This is a genomic window from Pseudoalteromonas sp. SWXJZ10B, assembly GCF_015864475.1.
In the GTDB taxonomy this organism is placed as follows: Bacteria; Pseudomonadota; Gammaproteobacteria; order Enterobacterales; family Alteromonadaceae; genus Pseudoalteromonas; species Pseudoalteromonas arctica.
The window spans coordinates 44,261-70,443 of sequence record NZ_JADYXD010000016.1 but is presented as its reverse complement, the minus strand read 5'-3'; the positions used below and the strand labels follow the sequence as shown (position 1 = coordinate 70,443).

At 39.3% G+C, this 26,183-nt stretch carries 27 protein-coding genes; 10 read left to right on the top strand and 17 right to left on the bottom strand.

The window, feature by feature from the left end:
- Positions 1-318 precede the first annotated feature (318 nt).
- Entirely contained in the window at positions 319-762 is a 444-nt protein-coding gene (locus tag I6F54_RS14420; RefSeq protein WP_197142003.1) for a hypothetical protein, read from the top strand.
- On the opposite strand, the gene I6F54_RS14415 is transcribed toward I6F54_RS14420, so the two are convergent.
- The 8 genes from I6F54_RS14415 to I6F54_RS14380 form a co-directional block, all read right to left on the bottom strand.
- A complete protein-coding gene (locus I6F54_RS14415) occupies positions 745-1,413 on the bottom strand; it encodes a hypothetical protein (protein WP_165725178.1) in 669 nt (222 codons plus the stop codon). The genes I6F54_RS14420 and I6F54_RS14415 overlap by 18 nt on opposite strands.
- 90 nt (positions 1,414-1,503) lie before the next feature.
- Positions 1,504-3,339, bottom strand: coding sequence for a DUF885 domain-containing protein (locus tag I6F54_RS14410; RefSeq protein WP_165722132.1), 1,836 nt, complete (start codon positions 3,337-3,339; stop codon positions 1,504-1,506).
- Positions 3,340-3,407: 68 nt separating this feature from the next.
- Positions 3,408-4,544 (bottom strand): radical SAM family heme chaperone HemW, encoded by a 1,137-nt coding sequence (hemW, locus tag I6F54_RS14405; RefSeq protein ID WP_024590676.1) that lies wholly within the window; start codon positions 4,542-4,544, stop codon positions 3,408-3,410.
- A complete protein-coding gene (locus I6F54_RS14400) occupies positions 4,541-5,140 on the bottom strand; it encodes an XTP/dITP diphosphatase (protein WP_007585416.1) in 600 nt (199 codons plus the stop codon). The genes hemW and I6F54_RS14400 overlap by 4 nt, the downstream gene beginning before the upstream one ends.
- 4 nt (positions 5,141-5,144) lie before the next feature.
- Entirely contained in the window at positions 5,145-5,588 is a 444-nt protein-coding gene (locus tag I6F54_RS14395; RefSeq protein ID WP_197142001.1) for a DUF4426 domain-containing protein, read from the bottom strand.
- A gap of 64 nt (positions 5,589-5,652) precedes the next feature.
- A complete protein-coding gene (locus I6F54_RS14390; protein ID WP_007585413.1) occupies positions 5,653-6,186 on the bottom strand; it encodes a YggT family protein in 534 nt (177 codons plus the stop codon).
- A gap of 27 nt (positions 6,187-6,213) precedes the next feature.
- Positions 6,214-7,035 (bottom strand): pyrroline-5-carboxylate reductase, encoded by an 822-nt coding sequence (gene proC, locus I6F54_RS14385; RefSeq protein WP_197141999.1) that lies wholly within the window; start codon positions 7,033-7,035, stop codon positions 6,214-6,216.
- 17 nt (positions 7,036-7,052) lie between these two features.
- Complete coding sequence (locus tag I6F54_RS14380; RefSeq protein ID WP_197141996.1) at positions 7,053-7,766, bottom strand: YggS family pyridoxal phosphate-dependent enzyme; 714 nt, start codon at positions 7,764-7,766, stop codon at positions 7,053-7,055.
- A gap of 2 nt (positions 7,767-7,768) precedes the next feature.
- On the opposite strand from I6F54_RS14380, the gene I6F54_RS14375 reads away from it, so the two are divergent.
- Both I6F54_RS14375 and I6F54_RS14370 read left to right on the top strand, forming a co-directional pair.
- Positions 7,769-8,809, top strand: a complete 1,041-nt coding sequence (locus tag I6F54_RS14375; RefSeq protein ID WP_007585408.1) for a type IV pilus twitching motility protein PilT — start codon at positions 7,769-7,771, stop codon at positions 8,807-8,809.
- Between the two features lie 9 nt (positions 8,810-8,818).
- Positions 8,819-9,955 carry a PilT/PilU family type 4a pilus ATPase gene (locus I6F54_RS14370; RefSeq protein ID WP_197141994.1) on the top strand — a complete coding sequence of 379 codons (1,137 nt, stop codon included), beginning with the start codon at positions 8,819-8,821 and terminating at the stop codon, positions 9,953-9,955.
- Between the two features lie 89 nt (positions 9,956-10,044).
- Here I6F54_RS14370 and ruvX read toward each other — a convergent pair whose 3' ends face one another.
- From ruvX to I6F54_RS14340, 6 genes are all read right to left on the bottom strand, one after another.
- Positions 10,045-10,494, bottom strand: coding sequence for a Holliday junction resolvase RuvX (gene ruvX, locus I6F54_RS14365; protein WP_007585404.1), 450 nt, complete (start codon positions 10,492-10,494; stop codon positions 10,045-10,047).
- Positions 10,495-10,532: 38 nt separating this feature from the next.
- Entirely contained in the window at positions 10,533-11,090 is a 558-nt protein-coding gene (locus I6F54_RS14360) for a YqgE/AlgH family protein (protein ID WP_007585401.1), read from the bottom strand.
- Between the two features lie 163 nt (positions 11,091-11,253).
- The gene (gene gshB / locus I6F54_RS14355; RefSeq protein ID WP_197141992.1) at positions 11,254-12,204 is read right to left on the bottom strand and encodes a glutathione synthase; all 951 of its coding nucleotides are present in this window, start codon (positions 12,202-12,204) and stop codon (positions 11,254-11,256) included.
- A gap of 54 nt (positions 12,205-12,258) precedes the next feature.
- Positions 12,259-12,993: a 16S rRNA (uracil(1498)-N(3))-methyltransferase gene (rsmE, locus tag I6F54_RS14350; protein ID WP_197141990.1), complete on the bottom strand. Its 735-nt coding sequence runs from the start codon at positions 12,991-12,993 to the stop codon at positions 12,259-12,261.
- 69 nt (positions 12,994-13,062) lie between these two features.
- On the bottom strand, positions 13,063-13,563 hold the full coding sequence (locus I6F54_RS14345) for a hypothetical protein (protein ID WP_165739977.1): 501 nt from the start codon (positions 13,561-13,563) through the stop codon (positions 13,063-13,065).
- Positions 13,564-13,625: 62 nt separating this feature from the next.
- Positions 13,626-14,519 (bottom strand): DUF350 domain-containing protein, encoded by an 894-nt coding sequence (locus I6F54_RS14340; protein ID WP_007585393.1) that lies wholly within the window; start codon positions 14,517-14,519, stop codon positions 13,626-13,628.
- A gap of 77 nt (positions 14,520-14,596) precedes the next feature.
- Between I6F54_RS14340 and glnE the strand changes: the two genes are divergently transcribed.
- Complete coding sequence (gene glnE, locus I6F54_RS14335) at positions 14,597-17,392, top strand: bifunctional [glutamate--ammonia ligase]-adenylyl-L-tyrosine phosphorylase/[glutamate--ammonia-ligase] adenylyltransferase (protein WP_197141988.1); 2,796 nt, start codon at positions 14,597-14,599, stop codon at positions 17,390-17,392.
- 57 nt (positions 17,393-17,449) lie between these two features.
- Here glnE and I6F54_RS14330 read toward each other — a convergent pair whose 3' ends face one another.
- The 3 genes from I6F54_RS14330 to tolC all read right to left on the bottom strand — a co-directional run bounded on the left by I6F54_RS14330 (position 17,450) and on the right by tolC (position 20,459).
- Positions 17,450-18,022 carry a toxin co-regulated pilus biosynthesis Q family protein gene (locus tag I6F54_RS14330; protein ID WP_101163672.1) on the bottom strand — a complete coding sequence of 191 codons (573 nt, stop codon included), beginning with the start codon at positions 18,020-18,022 and terminating at the stop codon, positions 17,450-17,452.
- Between the two features lie 41 nt (positions 18,023-18,063).
- The gene (lpxL, locus tag I6F54_RS14325; protein WP_165727196.1) at positions 18,064-18,993 is read right to left on the bottom strand and encodes an LpxL/LpxP family Kdo(2)-lipid IV(A) lauroyl/palmitoleoyl acyltransferase; all 930 of its coding nucleotides are present in this window, start codon (positions 18,991-18,993) and stop codon (positions 18,064-18,066) included.
- A gap of 110 nt (positions 18,994-19,103) precedes the next feature.
- Entirely contained in the window at positions 19,104-20,459 is a 1,356-nt protein-coding gene (gene tolC / locus I6F54_RS14320; RefSeq protein WP_165735501.1) for an outer membrane channel protein TolC, read from the bottom strand.
- A 151-nt stretch (positions 20,460-20,610) separates the two neighbouring features.
- Here tolC and I6F54_RS14315 point away from each other — a divergent pair, with 151 nt between their 5' ends.
- From I6F54_RS14315 to I6F54_RS14290, 6 genes are all read left to right on the top strand, one after another.
- Positions 20,611-21,237 carry an NUDIX domain-containing protein gene (locus tag I6F54_RS14315; protein WP_197141986.1) on the top strand — a complete coding sequence of 209 codons (627 nt, stop codon included), beginning with the start codon at positions 20,611-20,613 and terminating at the stop codon, positions 21,235-21,237.
- 38 nt (positions 21,238-21,275) lie between these two features.
- Entirely contained in the window at positions 21,276-21,734 is a 459-nt protein-coding gene (locus tag I6F54_RS14310) for a DUF1249 domain-containing protein (protein ID WP_197141984.1), read from the top strand.
- On the top strand, positions 21,721-22,506 hold the full coding sequence (locus I6F54_RS14305; RefSeq protein ID WP_197141982.1) for a metallophosphoesterase: 786 nt from the start codon (positions 21,721-21,723) through the stop codon (positions 22,504-22,506). The genes I6F54_RS14310 and I6F54_RS14305 overlap by 14 nt, the downstream gene beginning before the upstream one ends.
- Positions 22,491-23,051 carry a YqiA/YcfP family alpha/beta fold hydrolase gene (locus tag I6F54_RS14300; protein ID WP_007585377.1) on the top strand — a complete coding sequence of 187 codons (561 nt, stop codon included), beginning with the start codon at positions 22,491-22,493 and terminating at the stop codon, positions 23,049-23,051. Before I6F54_RS14305 ends, I6F54_RS14300 begins: the two co-directional genes overlap by 16 nt.
- Positions 23,052-23,159: 108 nt before the next feature.
- Complete coding sequence (parE, locus tag I6F54_RS14295) at positions 23,160-25,049, top strand: DNA topoisomerase IV subunit B (protein ID WP_024590690.1); 1,890 nt, start codon at positions 23,160-23,162, stop codon at positions 25,047-25,049.
- A gap of 29 nt (positions 25,050-25,078) precedes the next feature.
- Positions 25,079-26,173, top strand: coding sequence for a PQQ-dependent sugar dehydrogenase (locus I6F54_RS14290; protein ID WP_165727199.1), 1,095 nt, complete (start codon positions 25,079-25,081; stop codon positions 26,171-26,173).
- Positions 26,174-26,183 lie beyond the last annotated feature (10 nt).

Genomic DNA, 26,183 nt, shown 5'->3' with positions numbered 1-26,183 from the left:
CTGTTGACCTTTCAGGATTAAAATTTGTTCAATCTAGGGGCCGATTTAATCGCGGCGTGAGGTTTGTAACCTAGCGGGCTAAGTAAAAACCGAGCAAAGCTTCCGCGTCCTGCTCACGCCCCTTACCTACATCCTGTAGGCAACAAAGAGTAAATTGCCCCTAGGCAGAACCCTTCGGGCAGCGCATGTTTGGCATTTATTCCACGTTATCGCCTATTAATGGGGAATAACCACACTGCATAGGCTCTGCCTTGACTAAATACCAAACATACTGCTGTAAATTTAACCTCGAAAGATAAACAGGCCCTAGGAAATAATATGTCAGAGTCTAAATATGGTCAGTTTGTACTGGCGCCCCGTTCGTATTTTTTTACTGCTATAGCGAGCGTGGTGTTTGCGTTTATTGGCTTTAGTTATAATGCATGGCGAATGGAGGCAAGTGAAGAGAACAACAATACACGCATTGCTAGCTTTCAAATATTACAAGAACTAGCCGAGCTTGAGCTTATTGTATTTGCGGCACATTACGATAATAACAAAATAGATGGCAGCCCTAGAAAAGGCTGGGTTAAAGTTAACTTAATTCATGACTTAAGCTACTTAGCCGTTGATAAAGTACATTTAAAAACAAAAGACTTACAAAAGGTCTGGCAAACAAATTGGCCAAATATGGTTGATCAGCAAAGTGCTGCGCAATCTATTACACATGCCGTAGACAGTGTGCGTACAGAAGTTGTGAGTGAATTAAAGCGCCTTGATTAAGTGAGCAACTTGCGCCGTTGAGCGTTGCAAGTAAGCGGCGCTCAGTAAAATTGTGGTCTCGTTAACTTTTTGCCCTTTTAGTACGTTGGCAAGCTGCTGTTTTGCGTTAGGATTTTGTTTTTGCTCTATTTCCATTAATGCTAACAAAGCTGAGAATTCATGCTTTACCGGTGTGCTCGATTTATTTGCATAGGCAATGTAGCAGGCAACTGGTGTTAATCCGTGAGAGTTGGGCTGCGCCAACGCTTTAACTAAGTCATCATTTGATTCAAACAACATTAAAGAGCGTACATAGTTAAATGGCAGCTTTGTAGCATCGGCATGCTTAAACACATTGTGCAGTACATTATTTCCTTGAGTATCTTGTACTAAAAAGCCTTTATTTACTCTCAGCGCTGGAGTAAAAAAGCTCAATGCGTCAATATTAGTGAGTTGGTTAATAAATAGAGAAGGTGCTGTATTAGTACTTAATATACGGATTGCTATGTTTTGCATAAAGTCATACTTAACACTCAACCGTTGGGCGCTGTCATATAAATGGTTAAGCTGCAAAGTTTGCTGAGCAGGGCTTAACTGCCTAAAGTCGTTATCGAGCTCATTTAACTGCTGCTTTGAAATACGCGCATTAAGTAGTTGTATGCTTAAATCCATTATTATTTCCAAAATTTTTTTTACTACTATAAAACAAAAAAGGTCGCAAATGCGACCTTTTCATATTTAAAGCAATTGTTTAAATTGGTTTTAAGCCTTTTTGCTTGCTACCCATTCATTAACAAAGTTTTCTAGTACATTAAGTGGTACAGGACCATTTTTAAGCACTACGTCGTGGAACTGGCGAATATCAAATTTATCACCAAGTTGCTTTTTAGCTTCTTCACGAAGCTCTAAAATCTTAAGCATACCCACTTTATAAGCTGTTGCTTGTGAAGGCATTACAATGTGACGCTCAACCATTTTAACACCGTCAGATGTTGCATTAGGCGTGTTATTTACGTAGTAATCAATACCTTCTTGGCGAGTCCACTTCATTGCGTGAATACCCGTATCAACAACTAAGCGACATGCGCGCCATAATTCCATTGAAAGACGACCAAAATCTGAGTAAGGGTCTGAGTACATGCCCATTTCTTTAGGAATGAACTCTGAGTATAAACCCCAGCCTTCAATATACGCTGTGTAGCCACCAAACTTACGGAACTTAGGAATACCTTCTAGTTCTTGCGAAATAGCTATTTGCATGTGGTGTCCCGGAATACCTTCGTGGTATGCCAGCGCTTCCATTTGATACGTTGGCATTGCTTCCATATCGTAAAGGTTAGCGTAGTAAACACCTGGGCGTGAACCATCAGGAGCAGGCTGTTGGTAAAAGGCTTTACCTGCTGCTTTTTCACGGAATGCTTCAACCGCTTTTACTTTTAAACCTGCTTTTGGTTTAACAATGAATAACTCATCTAAACGCGTTTTCATTGTATCAATAAGCCCAGTGGCTTCATCAAGGTAGCGTTGTTTACCTTGTGCATCATTAGGGTAGTAAAATTGCTTGTCAGTTTTCATAAACTGCATAAACGCTTTTAAGTCGCCTTTAAAGCCAACTTTGTCTTTAATCTCACGCATTTCATCATGAATACGTGTCACTTCAGATAGACCAATTGCATGAATTTCTTTAGCAGTTAAATCTGTTGTAGTTGTGCGCTTAAGTGCGTTGTTATAAAACGCTTCGCCATCAGGTAATTTCCATGCGCCATCGCGATCATCTGCGCGTTTTTCAAGCTGTGCAAGGTAATTAATTAGTTTAGAGTAAGATGGTTTAACAGCCGATTTTAATGCATCTGATGCATCGCTGATTAACGAGTCTTTCTCGTCTTGGCTAATTTCAAGCGCTGTTACTTTACGTTTAAAGTCAGCAAGCAAGGTAGAATCATCGCCTTTTTCAAACGGTGCACCGTGAATAATGTTTTTGCTTGAATCAATAACATGCGGGAATACAAATTTAGGGGCTATGATGCCTTTTTCTGCACGTACAGTTAAATCAACGATAAGCTGATCAATAACACCAGTTACACCATTTAAACGAGAAATGTAGTCTTTAGCTTCTTTTACATTGCTAATTGAGTGCTGATTAATTAAAAACGCAGGGATCATAGAATGCGTACCAAACATTTGGTTCACAGGGTAGTTATGGTAACGCCATTTAAAGTCAGCAATTGAGCTTTCAAGATCTTGTTTTTTTAAGTCGTAGCTAACTTTTGTTGCATCATCTAATAAATCACGGCTGATTGCTTTTAGTGCAACTAGGTCAGCTTTTGTTTGCGCTAAATCTTTAAGCTGTCTTTCTTCGCTGCCATCATCCCACTTATCGTAATCTTGCTTAATACCCATGTATGTTTGATATACAGGACTGCTCATTACGTCGCGGTTAAATGTATCTTCAAAAAATGCATTGGCTTTGTCTATTTCACTTTGTTGTGATTGAACTGCTTGTGCAATAGGAGCTGAAGTCGCTTGTTGTGTTGTTTGCTGGCAACCAGCAAGTAGTGCAACGCTTACTGCGGCCGCAATAAAAGTAAGTTTACGCATTGTTTTCCCTTTTGTTGTTAGAAACCCATTAGGGTGTTTTATATTTATTTTTTGTGTAGCGCTGGGCGCTACACAAATAATTCTAGCAGGTCATTTAAAAAGCGATGACCTTTTAAGCTTACCTGCCAATGGCTGTCTGTTTGAGTCAATAAACCTTTATTAATTGCTTGGTTTAATGCGCTTTGCTGACTTTGCAGTGGCAGTGTTGTTAGTTTATTAAAATCATTAATTGGGCAAGGCTCAACAAGGCGAAAGCGATTCATAAAAAATTCAAACGCTAAATCGTCTTGCTCTACATGCCAGCTTTTGTACATATACGGTTTGATTAAATCCATATAGCCGCGTGGGTGTTTAACCTTTTCAGTACGCGTAATAAGCCCTGTATTTGCATCAGTAACCTTACCATGCGCGCCGCAGCCAATACCGAGATAATCGCCAAAACGCCAATAATTCAAGTTATGTTGGCACTGATAGCCCGGTTTTGCATAGCCTGATATTTCGTATTGTATGTAACCTGCTTGCGCGAGTAACTCGACCCCTTGTTCTTGTATGTCCCACAGTGTTTCATCTTGTGGCAAGGTAGGTGGCTTTGAAGCAAATTGAGTATTGGGTTCAATAGTTAGTTGATACCACGATATATGAGGAGGATCGAGCGCTATTATTTGCTTTAAATCGCTCAGTGCATCGTCAAGTGTTTGCCCTGGTAAGCCGTGCATTAAATCAAGGTTAAAGCTATTTAAACCGGCTTCTTTAGCTTGCTGCGCAGCATAATTAGCCTCGTCACTGCCATGAATCCGCCCCAGTGCTTTTAGCTTGTCGTTTTGCATGCTTTGCACACCGATAGAAATACGGTTAATGCCTGCTTTTACGTAATCTTTAAAGCGACCTGTTTCTACTGTGCCTGGGTTGGCTTCAAGGGTAATTTCGCAGTGTTCTTCAAGACCAATTAGGTTGTCGACTTCATTTAATAAACGAGTATAAGCCGCACCAGTTAATAAGCTCGGAGTACCGCCACCAATAAAGATACTGTGAATTTTACGTCCTTGCACTAAGTGCAAATCTGCTTTTAAATCATCAATTAAATGCTGAACATATTCAGCTTCAGGTATTTCACCTTTTTGCCCGTGGCTATTAAAATCGCAGTACGGGCATTTTTGCACGCACCAAGGTACGTGCACATATAAGCTCAGTGGTGGAAGGTTCACAGGCCGCCTTTTTGCTGTAGCTCTAGCAATAGTTTTTGTAGTGCTTGGCCGCGATGACTCACTGCATTTTTTTGCTCTTTTGTAAGCTCAGCACTGGTACAATTTTTCTCTGGTACAAAAAATACAGGGTCGTAACCAAAGCCACCGTTGCCATTTTGAGTGAGCGTAATTTCGCCTTCCCAGCTTGCACTGCAAATAAGGGGGGTAGGGTCATCTGCGTGGCGCATTAATACCAGTACACACCAAAAACGAGCACTACGGATAGGGTTATTACCCAAGTCTACGAGTAACTTATCAATGTTATCTTGATCGCTGGCACCTGGGCCTGCAAAACGGGCAGAGTAAACACCGGGTGCGCCATTTAGGCCATCAACTTCTAAACCTGAGTCATCGGCAATAGCAGGCATGCCAGTAATTTTAGCGGCATGACGCGCTTTAATAATGGCATTTTCAACAAAGGTAGTGCCGGTTTCGGCAACTTCACCTACGTTAAAATCGCTCTGTGGAACTACATTAATATTCAGAGGGCTTAGCATGTTAGCTAGCTCATTTACTTTGCCAGGGTTACCTGTAGCAAGTACTAAAGTTTTGGTCATGTTATTAATCTACGTAAAATTTTTGCTGAAACTGTAATTTTTGAAATTGATTACTTTGTTGTATTTCAATCTCAAAGCGTAAAATCTCTTCGTTGGTATAATCAACTTGGGCAAGGTAATAAATTGAATCACCTTCTTTTACTTCTTTAAAAGTAAGCGTTTGTTTGTTGCCAAGTAGGTTTTTTGCTGTGCCTGTAAGTTTTGCTGTTTGGGCTGTGTTTTCGGCATCATTTTTTAATATAGAAATATTCACAATACCTTTGTATCCACTTCGCTCAAGACCATACGCTGTTGCTATTTTTGGCTGAATAAAAGTAGAAGGAAAAGCAATGTAATGCACTTGCCAAGGACCAAGCTCTTTATACTGTGCGCCTTGCATTTCTTCGCTTTGCGCGTTAAATGTAAATGCTAAACAAGCAATAAAACAAAACTTAATTAAACGGTTCATTATGTATTCCTCAAAACATATAAAAAAGAGGCCTTTGGGCCTCTTTTACTCAAAAATTAAGTGCTTAGACTAAAAAGTCCATAAGCAGCATTTGCAAAAACTGAATACCAATAATAAGCACTAAAACTGATAAATCTAAGCCACCCATTGATGGCAATATTTTACGAATTGGTTTTAGCATTGGTTCAGTCAGCTGGTGGAAAACCGCTTCAATAGGGTTATAGCCTTGGCTAACCCAACTTAAAATAGCGCGAATAATAAGTACCCAAAATACTAAATTAAGACCTTCTTTTAGTACAGTTATTAGTGCTTGAATAATTACTGGCTGTATTGCCCACGCGTTATAAATAACAAGCATTAAAGTACTAATTTTGGCTACGGCAACTATAAATGCCAGCAACAGAGACGCTAAATCAAGCCCACCAAACCCTGGAATGATTTTACGTAGCGGTTTAACGGCAAACGAAGTGGCTTTAACCACAAACTGGCTCATTGGATTATAAAAGTCGGCTTTTGCCCACTGCAGCCAAAAGCGCAGTAATACCACCATTAAAAATAAATCAAACAGGGTACTGATTAAAAATTGCATGGCATTCATAGTGTAACCTTCAATAAAAAAGTGGTTTTAAAGTTCTTTTTCCATTTGCTCTGCACGTGCAATACACGCATCCATAGCATCGCCAACGGTTTTAGTTAAGCCTTCATCTTTTAAGTGCTCAACAGCTGCGTGAGTAGTACCGCCTTTAGATGTTACGTTTGAACGCAGTTGCGAAATACTAATATTAGGCTGGCTAAGTGCCATTTCGGCAGCGCCAAGTGCTGTTTGTTGTACCAAGCGACGAGCATCTTCATCGTTAAAGCCCAGTGCTTTAGCTTTTTCTTCTATGGCTTCCATAAATAAGAAAAAGTAAGCAGGAGATGAGCCCGTAACGGCAATAATATCGTTAATTTGCGATTCTTTTTCAACCCATATAGCGATGCCAGTACATTCAAAAACTTGCTGTACAAATTCGTGCTCGCTTTGTGTTTCGCCAGCGCCATATAAACCTGATACTCCGCGACCTAATAAAGACGGTGTATTTGGCATGCAACGCACCATTTTAACGTCTTGTCCTAGCATTTCACGCAAACGTTTTACAGTTAGGCCAGCAGCAACAGAAATAAACAGTTTGTCGCTAAAATCTACGCCTGACTCTTGAAACGATTTACATAAATCGCCCATCATTTGTGGTTTAACAGACAAAACAATTACATCAGCATCGCGCAGGGCTTCGTTATTGTCACTGGTGGTTTGCACCTTGAAATCGGCTGCTACCTTTGCAAGCTTTTCTTGGTTGCGGTTAGTCGCAATAATATTACTTGCGTTAAAACCGTTTTTTACCATGCCACCAATAATGGCGTAGCTCATATTACCTGTGCCTATAAATGCGATTTTTTTATCTGACATAAATCTGTTATCACCTTTTAAGTTCGTGTTCCAAAAATGTCTGTGCCGACTCTTACCATGGTTGAACCTGCACTAATAGCAGCTTCAACATCACCGCTCATACCCATCGACAAAGTATCTACTTGAGGATATTGGGTCTTTAGTTTATCAAAGCAAGTTTGTAATTGCTCAAAAGATTGAGTTTGAGCTAACGGATCGTCGCTTTTTGCGGGAATAGCCATTAAACCGCGAAGTGTTAAGTGCTCACATTGGTTAATAAACTCAGCAAGTTCAGAAATTTGCCCAACACTACAACCCGATTTAGCGTCTTCTTCGCTTATATTTACTTGAATAAGTATATTAAGCGATGATTTATCGTCTGGGCGCTGGGAATCTAATCGTTTCGCTATTTTTATGCGATCAACACTTTGCACCCAATCAAAGTTGGCAGCCACTAATGCACTTTTATTTGATTGAATAGGGCCAATGAAATGCCAAATGATGTCGCTATATGACTGTAGTTGAGCTATTTTATCTATAGCCTCTTGAACATAAGATTCACCAAATTCGCGCTGGCCATGCTCATAAGCTGCTATAACATCTTCGCTTGGTTTAGTTTTAGACACTGCGAGTAGAGTGACTTCGTTAGTGTTTCGCTGTGCGTTTTTTGCCGCGTCTGCAATTCTAGCGTAGGCGGATGTGAGTCGTTCTGCTATTGTAACCATATATTTATCAGTTAGTTGTGGAGTCATAAATGGATATTACCGAATTATTAGCGTTTAGTGTGCAACACAAAGCATCCGATTTACATTTATCATCGGGTGTTTCACCTATGATACGCGTAGACGGTGATGTTCGCCGCATTAATATACCAGCCCTTGCAGACAAAGACGTAAACAGTCTGGTTTACGATATTATGAACGATAATCAACGCAAGGACTATGAACAAAACCTCGAAGTGGATTTTTCGTTTGAAGTACCTAATTTAGCACGTTTTCGTGTGAATGCGTTCAACTCTAATCGCGGGCCCGCTGCTGTATTTCGTACCATACCAAGTGAAGTGTTAACACTTGATGATTTAGGTGCGCCAGATATTTTTAAAACAATTTCTGACACCCCTCGTGGACTCGTATTAGTGACAGGCCCAACGGGCTCTGGTAAATCAACAACACTTGCCGCTATGGTCGATTATATAAATCAAAATAAACATCACCATATTCTAACAATAGAAGATCCAATCGAGTTTGTTCACGATAATAAATTAAGCCTTATTAACCAACGTGAGGTACATCGCGATACACACAGCTTTTCAAACGCACTACGTAGTGCACTGCGTGAAGACCCTGATGTAATACTTGTAGGTGAGTTACGAGATTTAGAAACAATTCGTCTTGCAATGACGGCAGCCGAAACTGGCCATTTAGTATTTGGTACGCTGCATACTACTTCTGCACCAAAAACCATTGACCGTATTATTGATGTATTCCCAGGTGAAGAAAAATCAATGGTACGTTCAATGTTATCTGAATCTTTGCGTGCTGTTATTTCACAAACACTGCTTAAAAAGATTGGTGGCGGGCGAGTTGCAGCACACGAAATTATGATTGCAGTACCTGCTATTCGTAACTTAATTCGTGAAGATAAAATTGCACAAATGTACTCGTCGATTCAAACCGGTGCGTCTGTGGGCATGCAAACAATGGATCAATGTTTAACTAATTTAGTTAATCACGGCATTGTTACAAATGCTGCGGCTAAAGAAAAAGCACAAGACAAAACACAATTTGGTGGGTAAGAAACTATTATGGCTTTATCTTTAAACGACTTTTTACTCATCATGATTGAGAAAAAAGGATCTGACTTATTTGTATCGAGTCAGCTACCTGTAAGCGCAAAAATAAACGGTGAGCTAACAGCCCTAAGTGACGATAGGCTTACTGATGAGCAATCGCTTGAGTTAGTAGAATCTGCAATGAGCGAAAAGCAAAAAGCAGAGTTTCATACAACGAAAGAATGTAACTTTGCGATTGCCACCGACGAAGGGCGTTTTCGTATTTCTGCTTTTTGGCAACGCGATAAAGCAGGTATGGTTATTCGCCGCATTGTTACGCAAATACCTGATGTGAGTGAGCTAGGTCTTCCTTCTATTCTTACCGATGTAATTATGTCTAAGCGTGGCCTTGTTTTGTTCGTCGGTGGTACTGGCACGGGTAAATCAACCTCGCTAGCCGCACTTATTGGTTACCGTAACCGACATCAACGTGGTCATATACTGACTATTGAAGATCCGATTGAATTTGTTCATGAGCATCGCAAAAGTATTATTACTCAACGCGAAGTAGGGCTTGATACCGAAAGCTTTGAGTCAGCACTTAAAAGCTCATTACGCCAAGCTCCCGATGTAATTTTGATTGGTGAAATTCGCTCTCAAGAAACTATGGAATACGCACTAAGCTTTGCCGAAACAGGTCATTTATGTGTTGCAACACTGCATGCTAATAATGCTAACCAAGCGATTGACCGTATTATGCATTTAGTTCCAAAAGAAAAACACGATAAGCTTAAGTACGATTTAGCACTTAATTTACGTGCTATCGTGGCGCAGCAATTAGTGCCGACTGCTGATGGTGAAAGCCGTGTTGCAGCTATTGAAATATTGCTTAACTCACCAATGGTTGCTGAACTGATTAAAAACGGTGATATTGGTGGTATTAAAGAGGCAATGGCTAAATCGAAAGAAATGGGCATGCAAACCTTTGACCAAGCATTATTTGAGCTGTATAGACAGCAGCGAATTAATTACGCTGATGCACTGCATCATGCTGATTCGCCAAATGATTTACGTTTAATGATTAAACTGCGCAATAACGAGCAGCAAGGTGCGGGCTTTTTACAAGGCGTTACTATTGATGGCCTTGACGATAAAAATAACGATCAATAATTTAAAAAGTAATAAATATAAATACTTAATATAAAAAAAGCGCCAATTGGCGCTTTTTATTTATATAACGGGTTGTTTATATAGCCAGTTTATTCACCGTAATTAGACTCAAAAAAACTTTCTAAAATAATAACCGCAGACATATTATCTACATTACCTTTGCCTAAGTTTTTATAGCCACCACTTTCAAAAAGTCGCGCTTTAGCATCCGCAGTCGTTAAACGCTCGTCTTGTGTTTGCACCGGAATGCCATAATGATTATGTAATCTGTTGGCAAACTTTTTTGCTTTAAAGGTAACCTCTTGTGACGTTCCATCCATATTTAGTGGTAAGCCAACAACCATTAAGTCAGGCTGCCATTCGGTTACTTGTACAGCAATATGGTCCCAGTTAGGAATGCCATCTTGTGCTTTTACAGCCTTAAGGCTAGACGCGCTGCCTGTTAGCTCTTGCCCAATAGCAATACCAATACTTTTGGTGCCAAAGTCAAAGCCCATTACAGTGCGTTCGCCTTGCGGCTTAAGCGATTTTTTTGTCATGTGTATCTTGTTTAAGTTTGCTAAGGGTTAAATTACTATTATGCGTGACCAGCTTCAGGGCTGAGTTGGCTAATATCAAAGCCCAACATTGAAACTGCTTTTTCCCATCGTTTTTCAACGGGGGTATCAAAAATGATCTTCGGATCGGCTTCTATGATCAACCAACTGTTATCAAGTAACTCTTGTTCGAGTTGTCCTTGCTCCCATCCTGAATAACCCAATGTAATAATAAATTGTTCAGGTGCTTGTGCGGTAGTTAAGCTTGCTAAAACATCTTTTGAGGTAGTGATCATAATATCGCTACTGAGTTTTTGGCTTGCTGAATAACCTGATTGAGGAGAGTGCAAAACAAAACCACGGTCAGTTTTAACGGGTCCGCCTGCAAACACACTTACTTTTGCTGCGTTTTGAGTTTTGTCGTTATCAATTTCTATTTTATCTAAAAGTTCGCCAACAGTAACATCAATAGGTTGGTTTATTACCAAGCCCATAGCCCCATCTTCATTGTGCTCACAAATATAGGTAACAGCACGTTTAAAAAAAGGGTCTTGCATCGACGGCATCGCGATTAAAAAATGATTTTCTAATGACTGCATAGATTTCACCCTTTTTAGTTAATGAACTTTGAGTATGGCACATACCTTTGTTTTTAAAACTAAAAAAGCACTTTCATACAGTTTAAAAATTAATAGTTAATAACTATATTAAAATTTATGACACAAAAGTGCTTTTAATAACGATAGGTAGATACTTATTTATCTAGCTAGCTAGCTTTCTTTCAATGGCATCAAACAAAATACCTGTAATAGAAATATCATAAGCAGCTTCAATTTCGCGTACGCACGTTGGTGCAGTTACGTTAATTTCAGTTAATTTATCGCCAATAATATCTAAACCTACAAATATTAAGCCTTTTTCTTTAAGCGTTGGTGCAACCGCTTGCGCTATTTTTAAATCTGACTCGCTAAGTGGACGCGCTTCGCCTCGACCGCCAACAGCTAAATTACCGCGTGTTTCACCATTTTGTGGAATTCGCGCTAAACAATACGGAATAACCTCACCATCAATAACCAATACGCGCTTGTCGCCTTGTTTGATCTCTGGGATGTAATTTTGCACCATAGCAAAGCGGCTGCCGTGCTCGGTTAGCGTTTCACAAATTACACCAATGTTGGCATCGTCTTCTCTAAGGCGGAAAATAGATGCGCCACCCATGCCATCAAGGGGTTTTAAAATAATGTCTTTATGCTCGGCTAAAAACTCACGAATTTGTTTTTGGCTACGTGTAACAAGTGTGTCTGGCGTATGTTCGCTAAACCATGCTGTAAATAGCTTTTCGTTAGCATCGCGAAGGCTTTGTGGCTTGTTAATTATTAACGTACCTTCTTGTTCTGCACGCTCTAAAATATACGTCGCGTAAATGTATTCGGTATCAAAAGGAGGATCTTTTCGCATTAAAATAACATCAAGGTCGGCAAGGGCTATAGTGGCTTTTTCTTCAAGCTCGTACCATTTTTCTGCATTATTAAACACTTGCGCTTTAGACGCTGTAGCGTACGACTTACCTTTACGAAGAGATAAATCATCCATCTCCATATAATAAATTTCGTAGCCGCGTTCTTGCGCTTGCATCATCATTGCAAAACCGGTGTCTTTTTTGATGTTAAATCCACTAATAGGATCTGAAATAATACCTAACTTAATTGCCATGCGCTGTGCCTTACTATAAATGTTACTGTTTATATGAGGGTGCTTTTAGTTATTTCAATTAGCTAAATCGCCAAATTGAAGTTGTAATGCACTTAAGACCGTTAAAGCGGCTGTTTCCGTTCGTAAAACGCGCGGGCCTAAGCGAATATCCACAAATTCTAGTTGTTTAGTTAGTGCCATTTCATCGTCGGTAAAGCCACCTTCTGGGCCGACTAAAAAGCGTACGCCATCTTTAGGTACCGTAATGGTTTTAATGCTGTGCTCAGCACGAGGATGAAGAGTGAGCTTAATTGCATTGGTTTGTTGTGCAAGCCATTGTTTTAAATCTACAGGAGGATGAATAATTGGCACAAAATTACGCCCAGATTGCTCTGCCGCTGCTATTGCAATTTTTTGCCATTGTTGGTGTTTTTTCTCAAGACGATCGCCCACTAGTTTCACGCCACAGCGCTGACTAAAAATAGGGGTGATTTCGGTAATGCCCAGTTCAACTGACTTTTGAATTGTAAAATCCATTTTATCACCACGGGATACACACTGGCCTAAATGAATTTTAAGCGGGGATTCTACATCATGAGGATTAAGCTCTAATGGCATTACGACGACTGTTTTTTTTGTTACCTCAATTATTTCACTAAGGTATTCGCCGCCTTCGCCATTAAAAATAGATACATGCTCGCCTACTTTCATGCGCAGCACTCTGCCAATATGCCCTGCAGCATCGTCATCTAAAGTTACAGGGGTGTTTAGGGCAATACTCGATGTTTGATAAATATGAGGAACTCGCATAGGGCGTCACTTATTACTTAGCGTAAAAATATGTACTGCTATGGTAAGTAAGCTGGGAGCTGTGCGCAATTATTTATTTTTATTAAGTTGCTCTGCAAGGTCTATTAAATCTTGTGGTGTGTGCGCTATATCGTGGTGATTTTGCGAAGGTTCTGTTAACGTCTCGTCAGTAACTAGGCTTAGTGTATAGCCTGTATCATCAAAGCTTATTAAAAAGCGCTTTTCATGTAACGAGTTATAAATAAAGCGTTGTTTATCGCTTGCTAGTAAGTAATCGGTACTATTAAAAAGGACTCCGTGTAAATCGTGATGCTCTTTTAGATAGTTAATTAATTCAGAAACGCTTATTTCGTTTTCAAGGTCGCAATAACTATAGTCTTTAATAAGTTCGTCAAACATCATTTTTACTAACTGGCGGGTATTACTGCCTGCTGCAATAAGCGTACTCGCTTTTGTTTTACCATTATTATTTACATAGTATTCGGCAAATGCGCGGCTAAATTCGTTGTCTATGTCAATTAACAAGTAATTCGTTATTTCAAGTGGCATAGAGCTAGGACCTTGTTGCATTTAAGTAATTACCATTATTACTTAAATGCAGACTTTTAATGGCTGTATTTTAGTAAAAAGGTCTAAAGAGAAAACATGCTAATAAGTAAATAACCTATAGCACAAAAAACAGCAAACTCTATACATGCTACCCCAATATTATCTTGATGGTCTATTTCAAGAGCCGTATCAATATTTGGTAAAGAGATAACTTTTATCACATACGTTAAGCTGTAAAGCAGTATCCACATTACACCGCAATGCATAACGAGTGTAAATATGTTTTCTACCATTTTACCATTTTGAAATGCAGCACTAGATAAACCAGCGTACACAGCCAGTGCCAAACCAATTGATTTACCTGCGTACCTTATTCCAATAGACGTATTTTCTAGATTGAAGTTACTTTGCAGTGAAGCACCTTGATTTGCTTTTGCAAAACGGTGCTCTCGTATTTTACTATCAAGTGCAAACATTCCCTGAAGTGTAAAAAAGCTAACGCAAGCAATAAGTAAGTTACTAAACCCTTGGGTATGTGTCCACGTGTATAAACCAAGTGCAATAATACAGTTGGCGATTAACATGCCGGAATCTACCAGTGCAGCACATACATTTTGCTTTAATATGGCGGCTTCTTCATTAAACCTGTGGAGTATCCATTTTCTATGAATTAAATGGCCCACTTTTATAAAAGTGAATAAAAGAATAATAATAATTAACACTTTTAACGGGTTTGACTGTGCGGTACTTATGCTTATTTCGTCAAATAAGAAAGCCATAGTGGCTATAACAACTGATATTTCAGATGCAAAACTAATACCCATGGCAAAGTTGTCGTGTTGTGCTAGCTCATCTTTAAGCGCTTGTTTTGCTTTGATTTGAGTGACAACTCGTAAACAAAAAATAGTTATGCAAATAACCGCAAAACTAATGGCAATCGCAATAAAACTAGTGTTAGATAAAGACAAATATGACATGGTGATCCTAATTAAGTTAACCTTTCTAGGTTTTAATCATTCTAGTACGGTTATTGATGATATAAAAGAGAGGATTGATGAGTAACGTAAAGCAACTTCCTATTCAATTACAAAAACTTGGCTTAGAGCGCTTCGAACAATTATATCCACAGCAAAGTAATGAAAGCGAAGTTATACGATTACTCGCCTTGAGCGACTTTGCTTGGCGTTGTTTGGAATCACAACCTGATTTAAAGACTTGGCTATTATGCAAAGACGAAATACAAAATAGAGTAATAGATTCTCCTTTTAAAAACCTTAATTTAGCTGACATTGATGAAGTGCAGTGCCATAAAGTACTTCGCCAATATCGTGAAAAGTACTGGCTTAAAGTCGCCTTTTTAGATTTATGCTGTAATAACCCCATTGCCGATAGCATTAATTACATAAGCCAACTGGCTGATATGCTAATTAATAGTGCTAACCAATGGGCGCATGCACAGGTGGCTAAAGTAAATGGTGAGCCGCTTGATGAGCAAAACCAAGCAATGCCATTAATGGTTTTAGGGATGGGGAAGCTCGGTGGACAAGAGCTAAACTACTCCTCTGATATTGATCTCATTTTTGCATATCCGCGCAGTACAAAAACCCAAGGTGGCCGCAGAAGCCTTGAGGCCCAAGTATTTTATACCAAAGTTGCACAAAAGCTCATTGCATCACTTAACCAAGCCACCGGTGACGGACAAGTATTTAGAGTTGATATGCGCTTGCGCCCGTTTGGCGAAAGTGGTCCTTTGGTTATGAGTTTTAACGCTATTGAAGATTACTACCAAGAGCAAGGTCGCGATTGGGAGCGCTACGCAATGTTAAAAGGGCGCTTAATTGGCACGCCTAATAAATATTGGGATGAATTTATTAAGCTTTTAAAGCCGTTTGTTTATCGCCGGTATATTGATTTTTCGGTGATTGAATCACTGCGTAAAATGAAGCTAATGATTGCACAAGAAGTGCGTCGAAAGCGCTTAACTAATAATATAAAGCTCGGTGCAGGTGGCATACGTGAAGTTGAGTTTATAGTGCAAGCCCTGCAAATGGTACGAGGTGGGCGAGAGGCTAATTTACAAACTCAATCACTACTTAAAGCATTAAATGAGTTGGCACTCAACCAAGTTATTGATGAGCAAGAAGCAAGCGAACTTAAGCGCAATTATCTTTATTTACGAAAAGTTGAGCAGTACTTACAAATATTTGATGATCAGCAAACGCAAACACTTCCCGATGATGAATTAAATCAACAGCGTTTAAATTTATTATTAGAACAAGCCGATTTTGATGCCACTTTAAGCACTATTGAAAAGGTGATGAAGCAAGTTAACGGTGAGTTTGCGCTTGTTATTGGCGAGGAAACCGCGCCACTTGATACTTGTGAAGGCGCATTTATTAGTGCTTGGGATCATGGCGATGTGAGCTTTTTAAAAGAAGCTAGAGATGAGTGGCAAACACCCCTTAACGATTTTAAATTAAGGTTGTCTAAGGTAAACATAGGTAACCGAGGGCGTGACATTCTTGATAAATTAATGCCTGTTTTATTAAGTCAGTTAAATGACTTTAATGCCAGCGCAGCTGCTTTTACAATGGTTTGCCAAATTTTTAATAAAATAATTTCACGTACTGCTTATTTAGAATTACTGTACGAAAACCAAGGTGCATTAAAGCAACTCGTTTTACTGTGTTGTCATAGCAAATGGATAGGCGAGCACATTTCTCGCTACCCTATATTGCTAGATGAGCTAATAGACCCGGCTGTTCTTTATAAACCGACACCATTAACCGCTTATAAAGATGAAATAAGACAGTATTTTTTACGAATAGAGCATGACGATTTAGAACTGCAAATGGAGTCGCTTAGGCAATTTAAGCAAACGCATCAATTACGAATTGCTGCTGCCGATGCAACCGGTGTTCTTGATGTAATGAAAGTAAGCGATCACTTAACTGTACTGGCTGAGGCGATAGTTGACCAAGCTGTTAATATTGCATGGCATAATACTGTTAAGCGTTTTGGCATGCCCCCTGGCACTGATGACGAAAACAAAGGCTTTGCTGTTATTGCATATGGTAAAACAGGTGGCTTAGAAGTAGGGTACGACTCAGATTTAGACTTAGTATTTGTACACAATCATGATGGCTCAAGCCAAACAAATGGTGAAAAACCGATAGATTCTCGGCAGTTTTATTTAAAACTCGCTCAGCGCTTAATGCATTTATTTAATACTCGTACTGCATCGGGTATTTTGTATGAGCTTGATACGCGATTACGCCCTGAAGGTGCATCAGGTTTACTTGCTATCAATTTAGAGAGCTTTAATCACTATCAGCAAACTCAAGCATGGACGTGGGAACATCAAGCACTTGTGCGGGCTCGGTTAATTTTGGGCCAAGACGATCTTATAGAGCGTTTTTCACAAATTCGTAAAAGTATTCTTTGCCAACAGCGCGATGATACCGTGTTAAAAGCCGATGTAATAAAAATGCGCGAAAAAATGCGCGACCATCTAGCGAAAGGAAATACTGAACAATTTGATTTAAAACAAGATATTGGCGGTATGGCTGATATTGAGTTTATTACGCAATATTTAGTACTTAAACACGCGAATGAGTTTGAGCAGCTTACCGTTTATTCAGATAACGTAAGAATATTAACGGATGCAGCAAATATAGGCTGTATTACTAAAGAGCAAAAACAGCAGTTGATCAAAGCGTATATTGATTATCGCTCGTGTTATCACGTGCTGAGCTTGGATCAAAAAGGCAAATTGATCTCGCGAGAAGCTTTTTTACAAGATATTACTAACGTAACGAATATTTGGAATAGTATTTTTGAATTGAATTGAATTGAATTGAATTGTAAAACCCAAGCGCTTGCTTGGGTTTTTTGTACGTGTAAACCCTTAAACCTTTAGCTTTAAACAGTTTGTTCGCACAAATTCTGATGGTAACTCTGTAATAACCGCTGCTCTTTGTTTGTGGCAAAAGTAAGTGTAAACCTCATGCTCAAAGTCGTCATTTATAGCACGACCAATTTGATAAAGTGCTGAAGTAAAGTTGCTGTCTACTCTAAAATGATCTTTAACTACGTAGTCTTTACTTAAATACCAGTAAAGCTCAATACCTTCATTTTTAGCATATTGATAGAGTACGTCTTTAAGTGTTGTGCCATTTTCAAAGCGCCTAGGTTCAACTTCTCCAGTCCAAGTGGTCGGCATTGGATCAACTGTTCGCGCACGTTCCGCTAATACTCTATCCAAGGTTTGTTCTGGTGTTTTAAGTTTTAAAACAAATTGATCTCGTTCTTTATTACTTTTTACTTGGTTACGAATAGAGGAGTAAAAACGTGATAATCCTTCGGCAGCTGCATTTTTAGATTTTTTAATATCAAATAAAGAACCATCACTCAACAAAAAGTATACGGCGAGTGCTATTAGTACAGCTGCAAATGATAAATGCCTAATCCAAAACCACATGATTATTACCCACCTTATTTGTTCCTATTATTGTTATACCATTACTTTTTATAAAAAGAAGGGGCATTTTTATCAGGTCGAGTTTTAAAACGACGGTGTAGCCACATATATTGTTCGGGTGCGGCATTAACAGATTGTTCCATGCGTTGATTTACACGTGTTACATCAGCCTTATTATCACCACTGGGGAAGTTTTCAAGCTCTGGCAGTATTTCTAAGTGATATTTACCATTTTCATCACGGCGAGTTATTAAACTCATTGTTTCGCAGTTTTTACTGCCTGCAAACATAAGAGTACCCGTTGTAGTTGCAGCGTCAGGTACTGCGTAAAATGGGACAAATTCACAGCGGTTACGACCGTAATCTTGATCGGGTAAGTAATAACATACCTTTTTATTTTTTAATGCTTTTAGTAAACCTTTTACATCTTTTCGACCGATTAAATATTCGTTAGAGCGAAGGCGCCCATTAGTCGTAAAGTATTCCATTAGTGGGTTGTTATGAGGGCGATAAAAGCCAACACCCTGACACTCTAAGCCCATAATACGGCTAGCCATTTCAAGATGCAGAATATGAGGTACAAGCAATAAAACACCTTTACCAGACGCTTGTACGCGTTCAAAGTGCTCAAGCCCTTTAAAAGACCCTAATGCTTTTTGTGCTCGCCACTGCGGCCACCACCAGGCCATGCCAGTCTCAACCATTGCAATACCGGTGTTTTCCATATTTTTGAGCACAAGGTCTTTTTGATCTGCTTCGCTCATATCAGGAAAACACAGCTTAATATTTACTTCTGCAATATGGCGACGGCGCTTCATAAATTTATGAACTAAGCGGCCAAGTTGTTTACCCATTGCCAATTGTAGTTTTTGCGGTAACCAAGAAATTAAATATAAAAATAGAACGCCAATCCACGTTAACCAGTATCGAGGGCCCAAAAAAGTTGCTTTAAAAGGAGATGAGGTGACCACAAAAATATCTCTGAGAATAAAAACGATAGTTTAACGCTAAGCGCTGTAAAATACAAAAAGCCAGCATTTAGCTGGCTTTCAATGTGTTCATACTACATGAGTAATGATATTTAAGCGGCTTTTAAACCTTGATTTATAGCAACTAAATCTTCACTTGTTAGTGTACCCGCCGCTTGTTTTAAGCGAAGGGTAGATAACACATAACGGTAACGTACATCAGCAAGGTTACGCTTTGCATCGTATAAGTTTTGCGTACTTACTAGTACGTCAACAATGGTACGAGTACCTACTTCAAAACCAGCTTCAGTTGCTTTAAGGGCACTTTGAGCTGAAACAACGGCTTGCTCTAGCGCTTTGTAAGTAGCAATATCTGAAACAACTTGATTATAAGATGTAATCACTGTGCGAGTTACTGCACGGTAATTTGTTTCATAGTCTTGGCTAGCACCTACGTAAAATGCACGGGCTTGATTTGTTGCAGCAACTGTTGCACCACCTGAATATAAAGGTACGCTAAAGTTAAGCCCTACAGAGCTTGAGTCTGAACGTGGCTGATCATCAAAGTTAGCGCCATTTATTTGATTGTCTGTAAGAGAATCGCCGTAACTAGCACTTAGTGTTAGCTTTGGATAATGACCCGCTTTAGCTAATTCAATTTGATCTTTTGCAATATCAACCGTTACTTTAGACACTTGCAGGTTGATATTTTTATCTTCAGCTACTTTAACAAAGTCGCTTGAGCGCTTAGTTGGTTTAGTTGTTGAGAAAGTATCTGTATTTAAAAAGTCTAATTTTTCGTGGTATTTACCTGTAATCTCACGAAGTTGCTCGCGAGCGGTTTCTACAGCATTACCTGCAATAATTTCTTGCGCTACCGAGTTATCAAACTGAGCTTGCGCTTCGTGTACGTCTGTAATTGCTGTTAAGCCTACCGCATAACGTTGTTTTGTTTGCTCAAGTTGACGTTCAATTGCACGTTTTTCAGCTTCAACAAATTCAAGGTTATCACTGGCGCTTAATACGTTAAAATAACCCTCAGCAACGCGTACAATTAAGTTTTGTTTAGCTGCATCGTATAGACCGCTTGCTTGAAGCGCTTGCTTGTCGGCAATATCTAACGTATTCCAGGCACCTAAATCAAATAATGTTTGGCTTAAACTTACACCACGAGAGAATTGGTCTGTGTCACTTTCAACTTTTACTTGGTTAGATAAATCGCCAACGCTTTGGTACGACGTTGCATCGCTTTTTGTATAACCCATAGTTAAACCAATTTGAGGTAGTAGTGCACTCATCGCCAAATCGCTTTGGTAAGACTGCGCATCAGCTTGGGCTTTGGCTTTTAAAACAGTAGGATCGTTAGCTGTTGCTATTTCAAAAACTTGTAGTAAATCTTCAGCTTTCACTGCTGTTGCACCTAGTGCGCATGATAAACTAACTAGCGCCGCAAGAATGTTCTTTTTCATGTGGGGTTCGGTCCTTAGACAATTTTTGTACTAAAAGCATGTTAACCTGTTTTACTCCATAACAAAAAAAATAATTAGTAAAACAGTATGTTCAAGTGTAACAGAATATATTAACGCATTTTAAAGCTTTAGATAAGTAGGAAGTAGGTACATGGTTGATAAAAAACTCGTTCAATTTACACATAAAGATGTAGATTTAAAGCCAATAAAAAACCTTTATAAAGGTTTTTTTCAGGTTGATTTATACCAGTTTGAACATGCTCTTTTCGCAGGTGGAAAATCTAAAGTAATTAGCCGAGAAATATTAGAACGTGGCGATGCCATTGCAGTACTCCCTTACGACCCAATTTCAGATACTGTTCTTTTAATTGAGCAAATACGTATTGGCGCTATTAAAAGCAAGCATTCGCCTTGGCTACTAGAGTGTATAGCCGGAATGACAGACGGCAGTACCGACTACGAATCAGTTGTAAAAAAAGAAGCGTATGAAGAAGCAGGGCTTGAATTAACTGAGCTTGAATTTATGCTTTCGTACCTATCAAGCCCTGGTGGTACAACTGAGCGCTTACATTTATATTTAGCGCGTACTGACTTAAGCCAAGTAAAATCAGGTGTATATGGTCTTGAAACTGAAGGGGAGGATATAAAAACTCACATTCTATCAGTTGATGATGCGTTAGTGCGCCTCAATAACGGTGAAATGGATAATGCGGCAACGGTTATTTGTATGCAGTGGCTTGCGCTTAATCGCGAAAAAATGGCAAACAAATGGGCATAAACTTTTACTAAAATTCTTACTAAAACTATGGCGGTACTTTGACAGCACGATTAGCAACAAAACGATATATTCAAAGCCTCCCAAAGTATTTAACACTTTGTGAGCATAACTATGTGCGACTATTAAAGTTGTTACCGAACGAGCGCAATTTAGGAAGCATTCGAGAAGTAAAACTTGGCAATAGTGAATTTGCTACAAAAATTGATGGCAGCGCAAAATACACTATGGATATTTCAATTAAGCAGCTAACAGGAATGGTTAAAGGGATTACGCCGCTGTATTTAACGGTGCGTTTGTATCACGATGCAAAAGTGGCTGAAATTGTTCATCACGATTACCATCAACGCATAAAACCATCGTACGGATACCCTAACCCTAAAATGCATCAAAAAGATGAAAAGTATCAACTTAATGCTTTTTTATACGACTGGTTAGTGGCCTGTGTAGAGCACGGACAAGCGACGTTAAATTGGGATGTAAATAATGGCTTGGTTTGATGATACATATACATTTGATAAATCATCTTTAAAAATTGCTCATATTACTGACAGCCATTTATTTGCAGACAAAAGCAGTGAGTACTTTAATGTAAATACTGCAGATCATTTTGAACAAGCCTTGGCACACATAGCTAAGCAATCAATAGACTGCATTATTTTTGGTGGCGATTTAACACAAGATCATAGTTTTGAATCGTACTTATTATTTAGTGAACTTATAAATGCCAGTGACATTACTTGTCCTGTATTTTGGGTGCCAGGTAATCATGATGAACTAGCAATGCTTAATCGCATAAGTGGTGGGCAAATAAATTCGGCTAAACATATTATTGCTAATGGGATTGAGCTACTTCTTATTAATTCTAAAGGGCCCACGCCCGCAGGATGGGTTACTGGCACGCATTTAGATGAAGTAACGGACGCTTTAGTCAACTCGAATAATAGTAAAGTTATATTTTGTCATCATAATCCGCTGCCAATAAACGGCTACCTTGATAAACACTTATTAGAAAATGGCCCACAGCTTTTAAATATCTTAGTTAATAGTAATAATGTATCTGCGCTTTTTCATGGGCATGTGCACAATGATTACGAACAAAGTTTTAGAGGGCTGCCCATATATGCGACCCCAGCCAGCTCAATACAGTTTGTAAAGCACACTTCACAGTGGGAGCAAAAAAATGCGGGACCAGCTTACAGAACGCTAAATATAAAGAGTAAAAAAGATAAAGTAGAAGTAAAAACGGAAGTAGTATGGCTAAACGCGTAATTTATATTCATGGCTTTAATAGTTCACAAAAATCATATAAAGCTGTGCGCTTTGGTGAGCTTATGGCAAACTATGACGTTGATTATTGTGTACCGAACTTAAACCACGAGCCCCTACAAGCTATAATTGAGCTTGAACAATTACTAACGCCAAATACCGTTTTATTAGGTAGCTCGTTAGGTGGTTTTTTTGCCACGTATTTATCGCAGCGTTATCAAATTCCTGCAGTGGTTATTAATCCCGCGGTCGCACCCTATAATTTATTACAGTCGTTACTTGGACCTAATTATAATCCGTATCAAGATTATCATTACGATTTAAATAACAGTCATATTGAGGCACTTAAATTACTCGCTGTAGATAAATTAGCATACCCTGAGTTACTGTACTTATTACAGCAAACAGGCGATGAAGTGTTGAACTTTCAACACGCAGTAAAATATTATTCGCAATGCAAGCAATTGATAGAATTTGGTGGCGATCATAGCTACGTTGAATTTGAACGCACCTTTGCAAGTATTGTAGATTTTCTTAAAATCACGTAAAACTAGTTAGCCTGAACTGAGGTTAGTTACTATATTAACGCTTTAGCGCATATAACAATAAAACTAGTAAAACGTATTAGAGCCTTAGCGGATATAAAGACAAAAACTATGAGTGATCAAAATTATAACGCCGAAGCCATTGAAGTACTTAATGGATTAGATCCGGTAAAACGACGCCCAGGGATGTACACAGATACAACACGTCCCAATCATTTAGGCCAAGAGGTTATCGATAACAGTGTCGATGAAGCTATGGCGGGTCATGCTACTCGTATCGACGTAATACTCCACGAAGACAATTCGCTTGAAGTAAGTGATGACGGGCGTGGTATGCCTATTGATATTCACCCAGAAGAAGGTATCCCTGGGGTTGAATTGATCTTCACTAAATTACACGCCGGTGGTAAGTTTTCTAATAAAAACTATCAATTTTCGGGTGGTTTACACGGTGTAGGTATTTCGGTAGTAAATGCGTTATCTACGCGTGTAGAAGTAACAGTAAGACGCGACGCTCAACAATACAGAATGGCATTTGAAAGCGGCGATAAAGTAGAAGACTTAAACGTAATTGGTACAGTCGGTAAACGTAACACCGGCACTACGGTTCGTTTTTGGGCTGATGTTAGCTACTTTGATTCACCAAACTACTCAATTACTAAACTTAATCATTTATTAAAAGCCAAAGCAGTTTTGTGCCCAGGGCTGCGAATTAAGTTTGTTAATAAGCAAACAAAAGAAACCCAAGAATGGTTTTATGAAACAGGCTTAAAAGACTATTTAGTTGAAGCAATTAAAGGTTTTGAAACATTACCGCAAGACCCGTTTGTTGGCGAATTTAAAAGTTCAATTGAAGGCGCTGACTGGGCTGTTGTATGGCTACCAGAAGGTGGTGAATCAATAGCTGAAAGCTACGTAAACCTTATTCCTACCGCGCAAGGTGGTACGCATGTAAATGGTTTACGCCAAGGTTTGCTTGAAGCAATGCGTGAATTTTGTGAGTTTAGAAACTTACTCCCTCGTGGTGTGAAATTAACTCCTGATGACATTTGGGATCGTTGTAGTTACGTGTTATCGGTTAAAATGCAAGACCCTCAATTTGCCGGTCAAACAAAAGAAAAACTATCATCACGCTCGTGTTCTGCGTTTGTATCGGGGGTTGTAAAAGACTCGTTTAGTTTATGGTTAAATGAACATACAGATACCGCAGAGTTATTAGCTGAGTTATGTATTTCAAATGCGCAAACTCGCTTGCGTGCAGCTAAAAAAGTAGTGCGTAAGCGTGTTACTGCAGGTCCTGCCTTACCGGGTAAACTTACCGATTGTAGCGCGGCCGATAACGACCGTACCGAATTGTTTTTAGTGGAAGGTGATTCTGCTGGTGGCTCTGCTAAACAAGCAAGAGACCGTGAGTTTCAGGCTATCATGCCGCTACGTGGTAAAATTTTGAATACCTGGGAAGTTGAGTCAGGCCAAATACTAGCATCACAAGAAGTACACGATATTTCAGTGGCGCTGGGTATTGATCCAGAATCAACCGATATGTCGGCATTACGCTACAATAAAATTTGTATATTGGCCGATGCTGACTCGGATGGACTACACATCGCAACACTATTATGTGCATTGTTTGTTCGCCATTTTCCAGAGTTAGTAAAAACAGGGCATGTGTATGTAGCAATGCCGCCATTATTTAGAATCGATATTGGTAAAGAAGTTTATTACGCACTTGATGAGCAAGAAAAAACCGCTATTTTGGCGCGCATAGAAGCCGAGAAAAAACGCGGAAAAGTAAACGTACAACGATTCAAAGGTCTGGGTGAAATGAACCCGTTACAACTGCGTGAAACCACGATGGATCCAAATACACGACGTTTAGTGCAGCTTACGCTTGATGAAGAAGTAGAAACCATGGAAATGATGGATATGCTGCTTGCTAAGAAACGATCGCCTGATCGTCGTCAATGGTTAGAAGATCATGGTAACAAGGCACTCGTTTAATTACCTGTGCTTAACACTAGGAGAGGCGAATGAAAAAACTACTAGGAAGTTTGCTGTTACTTGGGCTGACTACCGCTCCTGTAATGGCGAAAAATATACTCGATAAGCTCACCGTAGCACCGGGATTTGAAATAAGCTTATTTGCAAATGATGTAGAAAATGCACGTCAAATAGCCGTTTCAAAAAAAGGTATTGTGTATGTTGGCTCTCGTAAAGCGGGCAACGTATATGCGCTTATTGATCATAATAGCGATGGCGTAGCAGATAAAAAAATTGTTGTGGCTAAAGGCCTAAACATGCCCTCTGGCATAGCAATTAAAGATGGCGATTTATACGTAGGTGAAGTGCATCGTATTATTCGCTTTAAAAATATTGATACCCAATTAAAAGATCCAAAATTTGATGTGGTTTATGACGCATTACCGAGCGAGCGTCATCATGGTTGGAAATTTTTACGTTTTGCACCAACGGGCGAGCTAATCATTCCGGTGGGTGTACCGTGTAATATTTGTGCTGAGGATGAACGTTTTGGTCGTATTTTTGCGCTTAATGTAGAAACAAAACAAATAAAAACAATAGCCAAGGGCGTTAGAAACACCGTCGGTTTTGATTTTCATCCAGCTACTCAAGCTTTATGGTTTAGTGATAACGGTCGCGACATGATGGGCGATGATATTCCGCCTGATGAGTTAAACCGTGCAACGCAAGAAGGTGAGCATTTTGGTTTTCCGTATGTTCATGCCGGTGCAATTATTGACCCTGAGTTTGGTGAAGGTAAAAATATTGCCGATTACACGTCGCCAGCTCTTGCACTTGCTGCGCATGTAGCGCCACTGGGTATTCATTTTTATAACGGTAAGCAATTTCCAGCAAGCTATAAGCAACAATTATTTGTTGCTGAACATGGCTCATGGAACCGTTCTAAAAAGTCAGGTTATAAAATAGGGCTAGCAACAATTGAAGTAGGTCGCGTAACTAAATATACGCCATTTATTACTGGCTTTATGAAAGACGAAACAACATTTGGACGCCCTGTTGCATTTGCAGAATTAGGTGACGGCAGTCTGTTAGTAAGCGATGATTACGCCAATGTAATCTACCGTGTAAGCTATAAGAAAAACTAGGTAAGCTTTA

Excerpts from the sequence above, each read along its gene's own strand:
- I6F54_RS14415 (WP_165725178.1), bottom strand. The coding sequence starts at position 1,413 with ATGGATTTAAGCATACAACTACTTAATGCGCGTATTTCAAAGCAGCAG.
- I6F54_RS14330 (WP_101163672.1), bottom strand. The coding sequence starts at position 18,022 with ATGTGGTTTTGGATTAGGCATTTATCATTTGCAGCTGTACTAATAGCA.
- tolC (WP_165735501.1), bottom strand. The coding sequence starts at position 20,459 with ATGAAAAAGAACATTCTTGCGGCGCTAGTTAGTTTATCATGCGCACTA.
- I6F54_RS14340 (WP_007585393.1), bottom strand. The coding sequence starts at position 14,519 with ATGTCATATTTGTCTTTATCTAACACTAGTTTTATTGCGATTGCCATT.
- rsmE (WP_197141990.1), bottom strand. The coding sequence starts at position 12,993 with ATGCGAGTTCCTCATATTTATCAAACATCGAGTATTGCCCTAAACACC.
- I6F54_RS14345 (WP_165739977.1), bottom strand. The coding sequence starts at position 13,563 with ATGCAACAAGGTCCTAGCTCTATGCCACTTGAAATAACGAATTACTTG.
- glnE (WP_197141988.1), top strand. The coding sequence starts at position 14,597 with ATGAGTAACGTAAAGCAACTTCCTATTCAATTACAAAAACTTGGCTTA.
- I6F54_RS14300 (WP_007585377.1), top strand. The coding sequence starts at position 22,491 with ATGGCTAAACGCGTAATTTATATTCATGGCTTTAATAGTTCACAAAAA.
- I6F54_RS14420 (WP_197142003.1), top strand. The coding sequence starts at position 319 with ATGTCAGAGTCTAAATATGGTCAGTTTGTACTGGCGCCCCGTTCGTAT.
- gshB (WP_197141992.1), bottom strand. The coding sequence starts at position 12,204 with ATGGCAATTAAGTTAGGTATTATTTCAGATCCTATTAGTGGATTTAAC.
- I6F54_RS14290 (WP_165727199.1), top strand. The coding sequence starts at position 25,079 with ATGAAAAAACTACTAGGAAGTTTGCTGTTACTTGGGCTGACTACCGCT.
- parE (WP_024590690.1), top strand. The coding sequence starts at position 23,160 with ATGAGTGATCAAAATTATAACGCCGAAGCCATTGAAGTACTTAATGGA.
- proC (WP_197141999.1), bottom strand. The coding sequence starts at position 7,035 with ATGTCAGATAAAAAAATCGCATTTATAGGCACAGGTAATATGAGCTAC.
- I6F54_RS14370 (WP_197141994.1), top strand. The coding sequence starts at position 8,819 with ATGGCTTTATCTTTAAACGACTTTTTACTCATCATGATTGAGAAAAAA.
- I6F54_RS14410 (WP_165722132.1), bottom strand. The coding sequence starts at position 3,339 with ATGCGTAAACTTACTTTTATTGCGGCCGCAGTAAGCGTTGCACTACTT.
- I6F54_RS14375 (WP_007585408.1), top strand. The coding sequence starts at position 7,769 with ATGGATATTACCGAATTATTAGCGTTTAGTGTGCAACACAAAGCATCC.
- I6F54_RS14380 (WP_197141996.1), bottom strand. The coding sequence starts at position 7,766 with ATGACTCCACAACTAACTGATAAATATATGGTTACAATAGCAGAACGA.
- I6F54_RS14390 (WP_007585413.1), bottom strand. The coding sequence starts at position 6,186 with ATGAATGCCATGCAATTTTTAATCAGTACCCTGTTTGATTTATTTTTA.
- I6F54_RS14400 (WP_007585416.1), bottom strand. The coding sequence starts at position 5,140 with ATGACCAAAACTTTAGTACTTGCTACAGGTAACCCTGGCAAAGTAAAT.
- I6F54_RS14315 (WP_197141986.1), top strand. The coding sequence starts at position 20,611 with ATGGTTGATAAAAAACTCGTTCAATTTACACATAAAGATGTAGATTTA.
- I6F54_RS14305 (WP_197141982.1), top strand. The coding sequence starts at position 21,721 with ATGGCTTGGTTTGATGATACATATACATTTGATAAATCATCTTTAAAA.
- I6F54_RS14395 (WP_197142001.1), bottom strand. The coding sequence starts at position 5,588 with ATGAACCGTTTAATTAAGTTTTGTTTTATTGCTTGTTTAGCATTTACA.
- ruvX (WP_007585404.1), bottom strand. The coding sequence starts at position 10,494 with ATGACAAAAAAATCGCTTAAGCCGCAAGGCGAACGCACTGTAATGGGC.
- I6F54_RS14360 (WP_007585401.1), bottom strand. The coding sequence starts at position 11,090 with ATGCAGTCATTAGAAAATCATTTTTTAATCGCGATGCCGTCGATGCAA.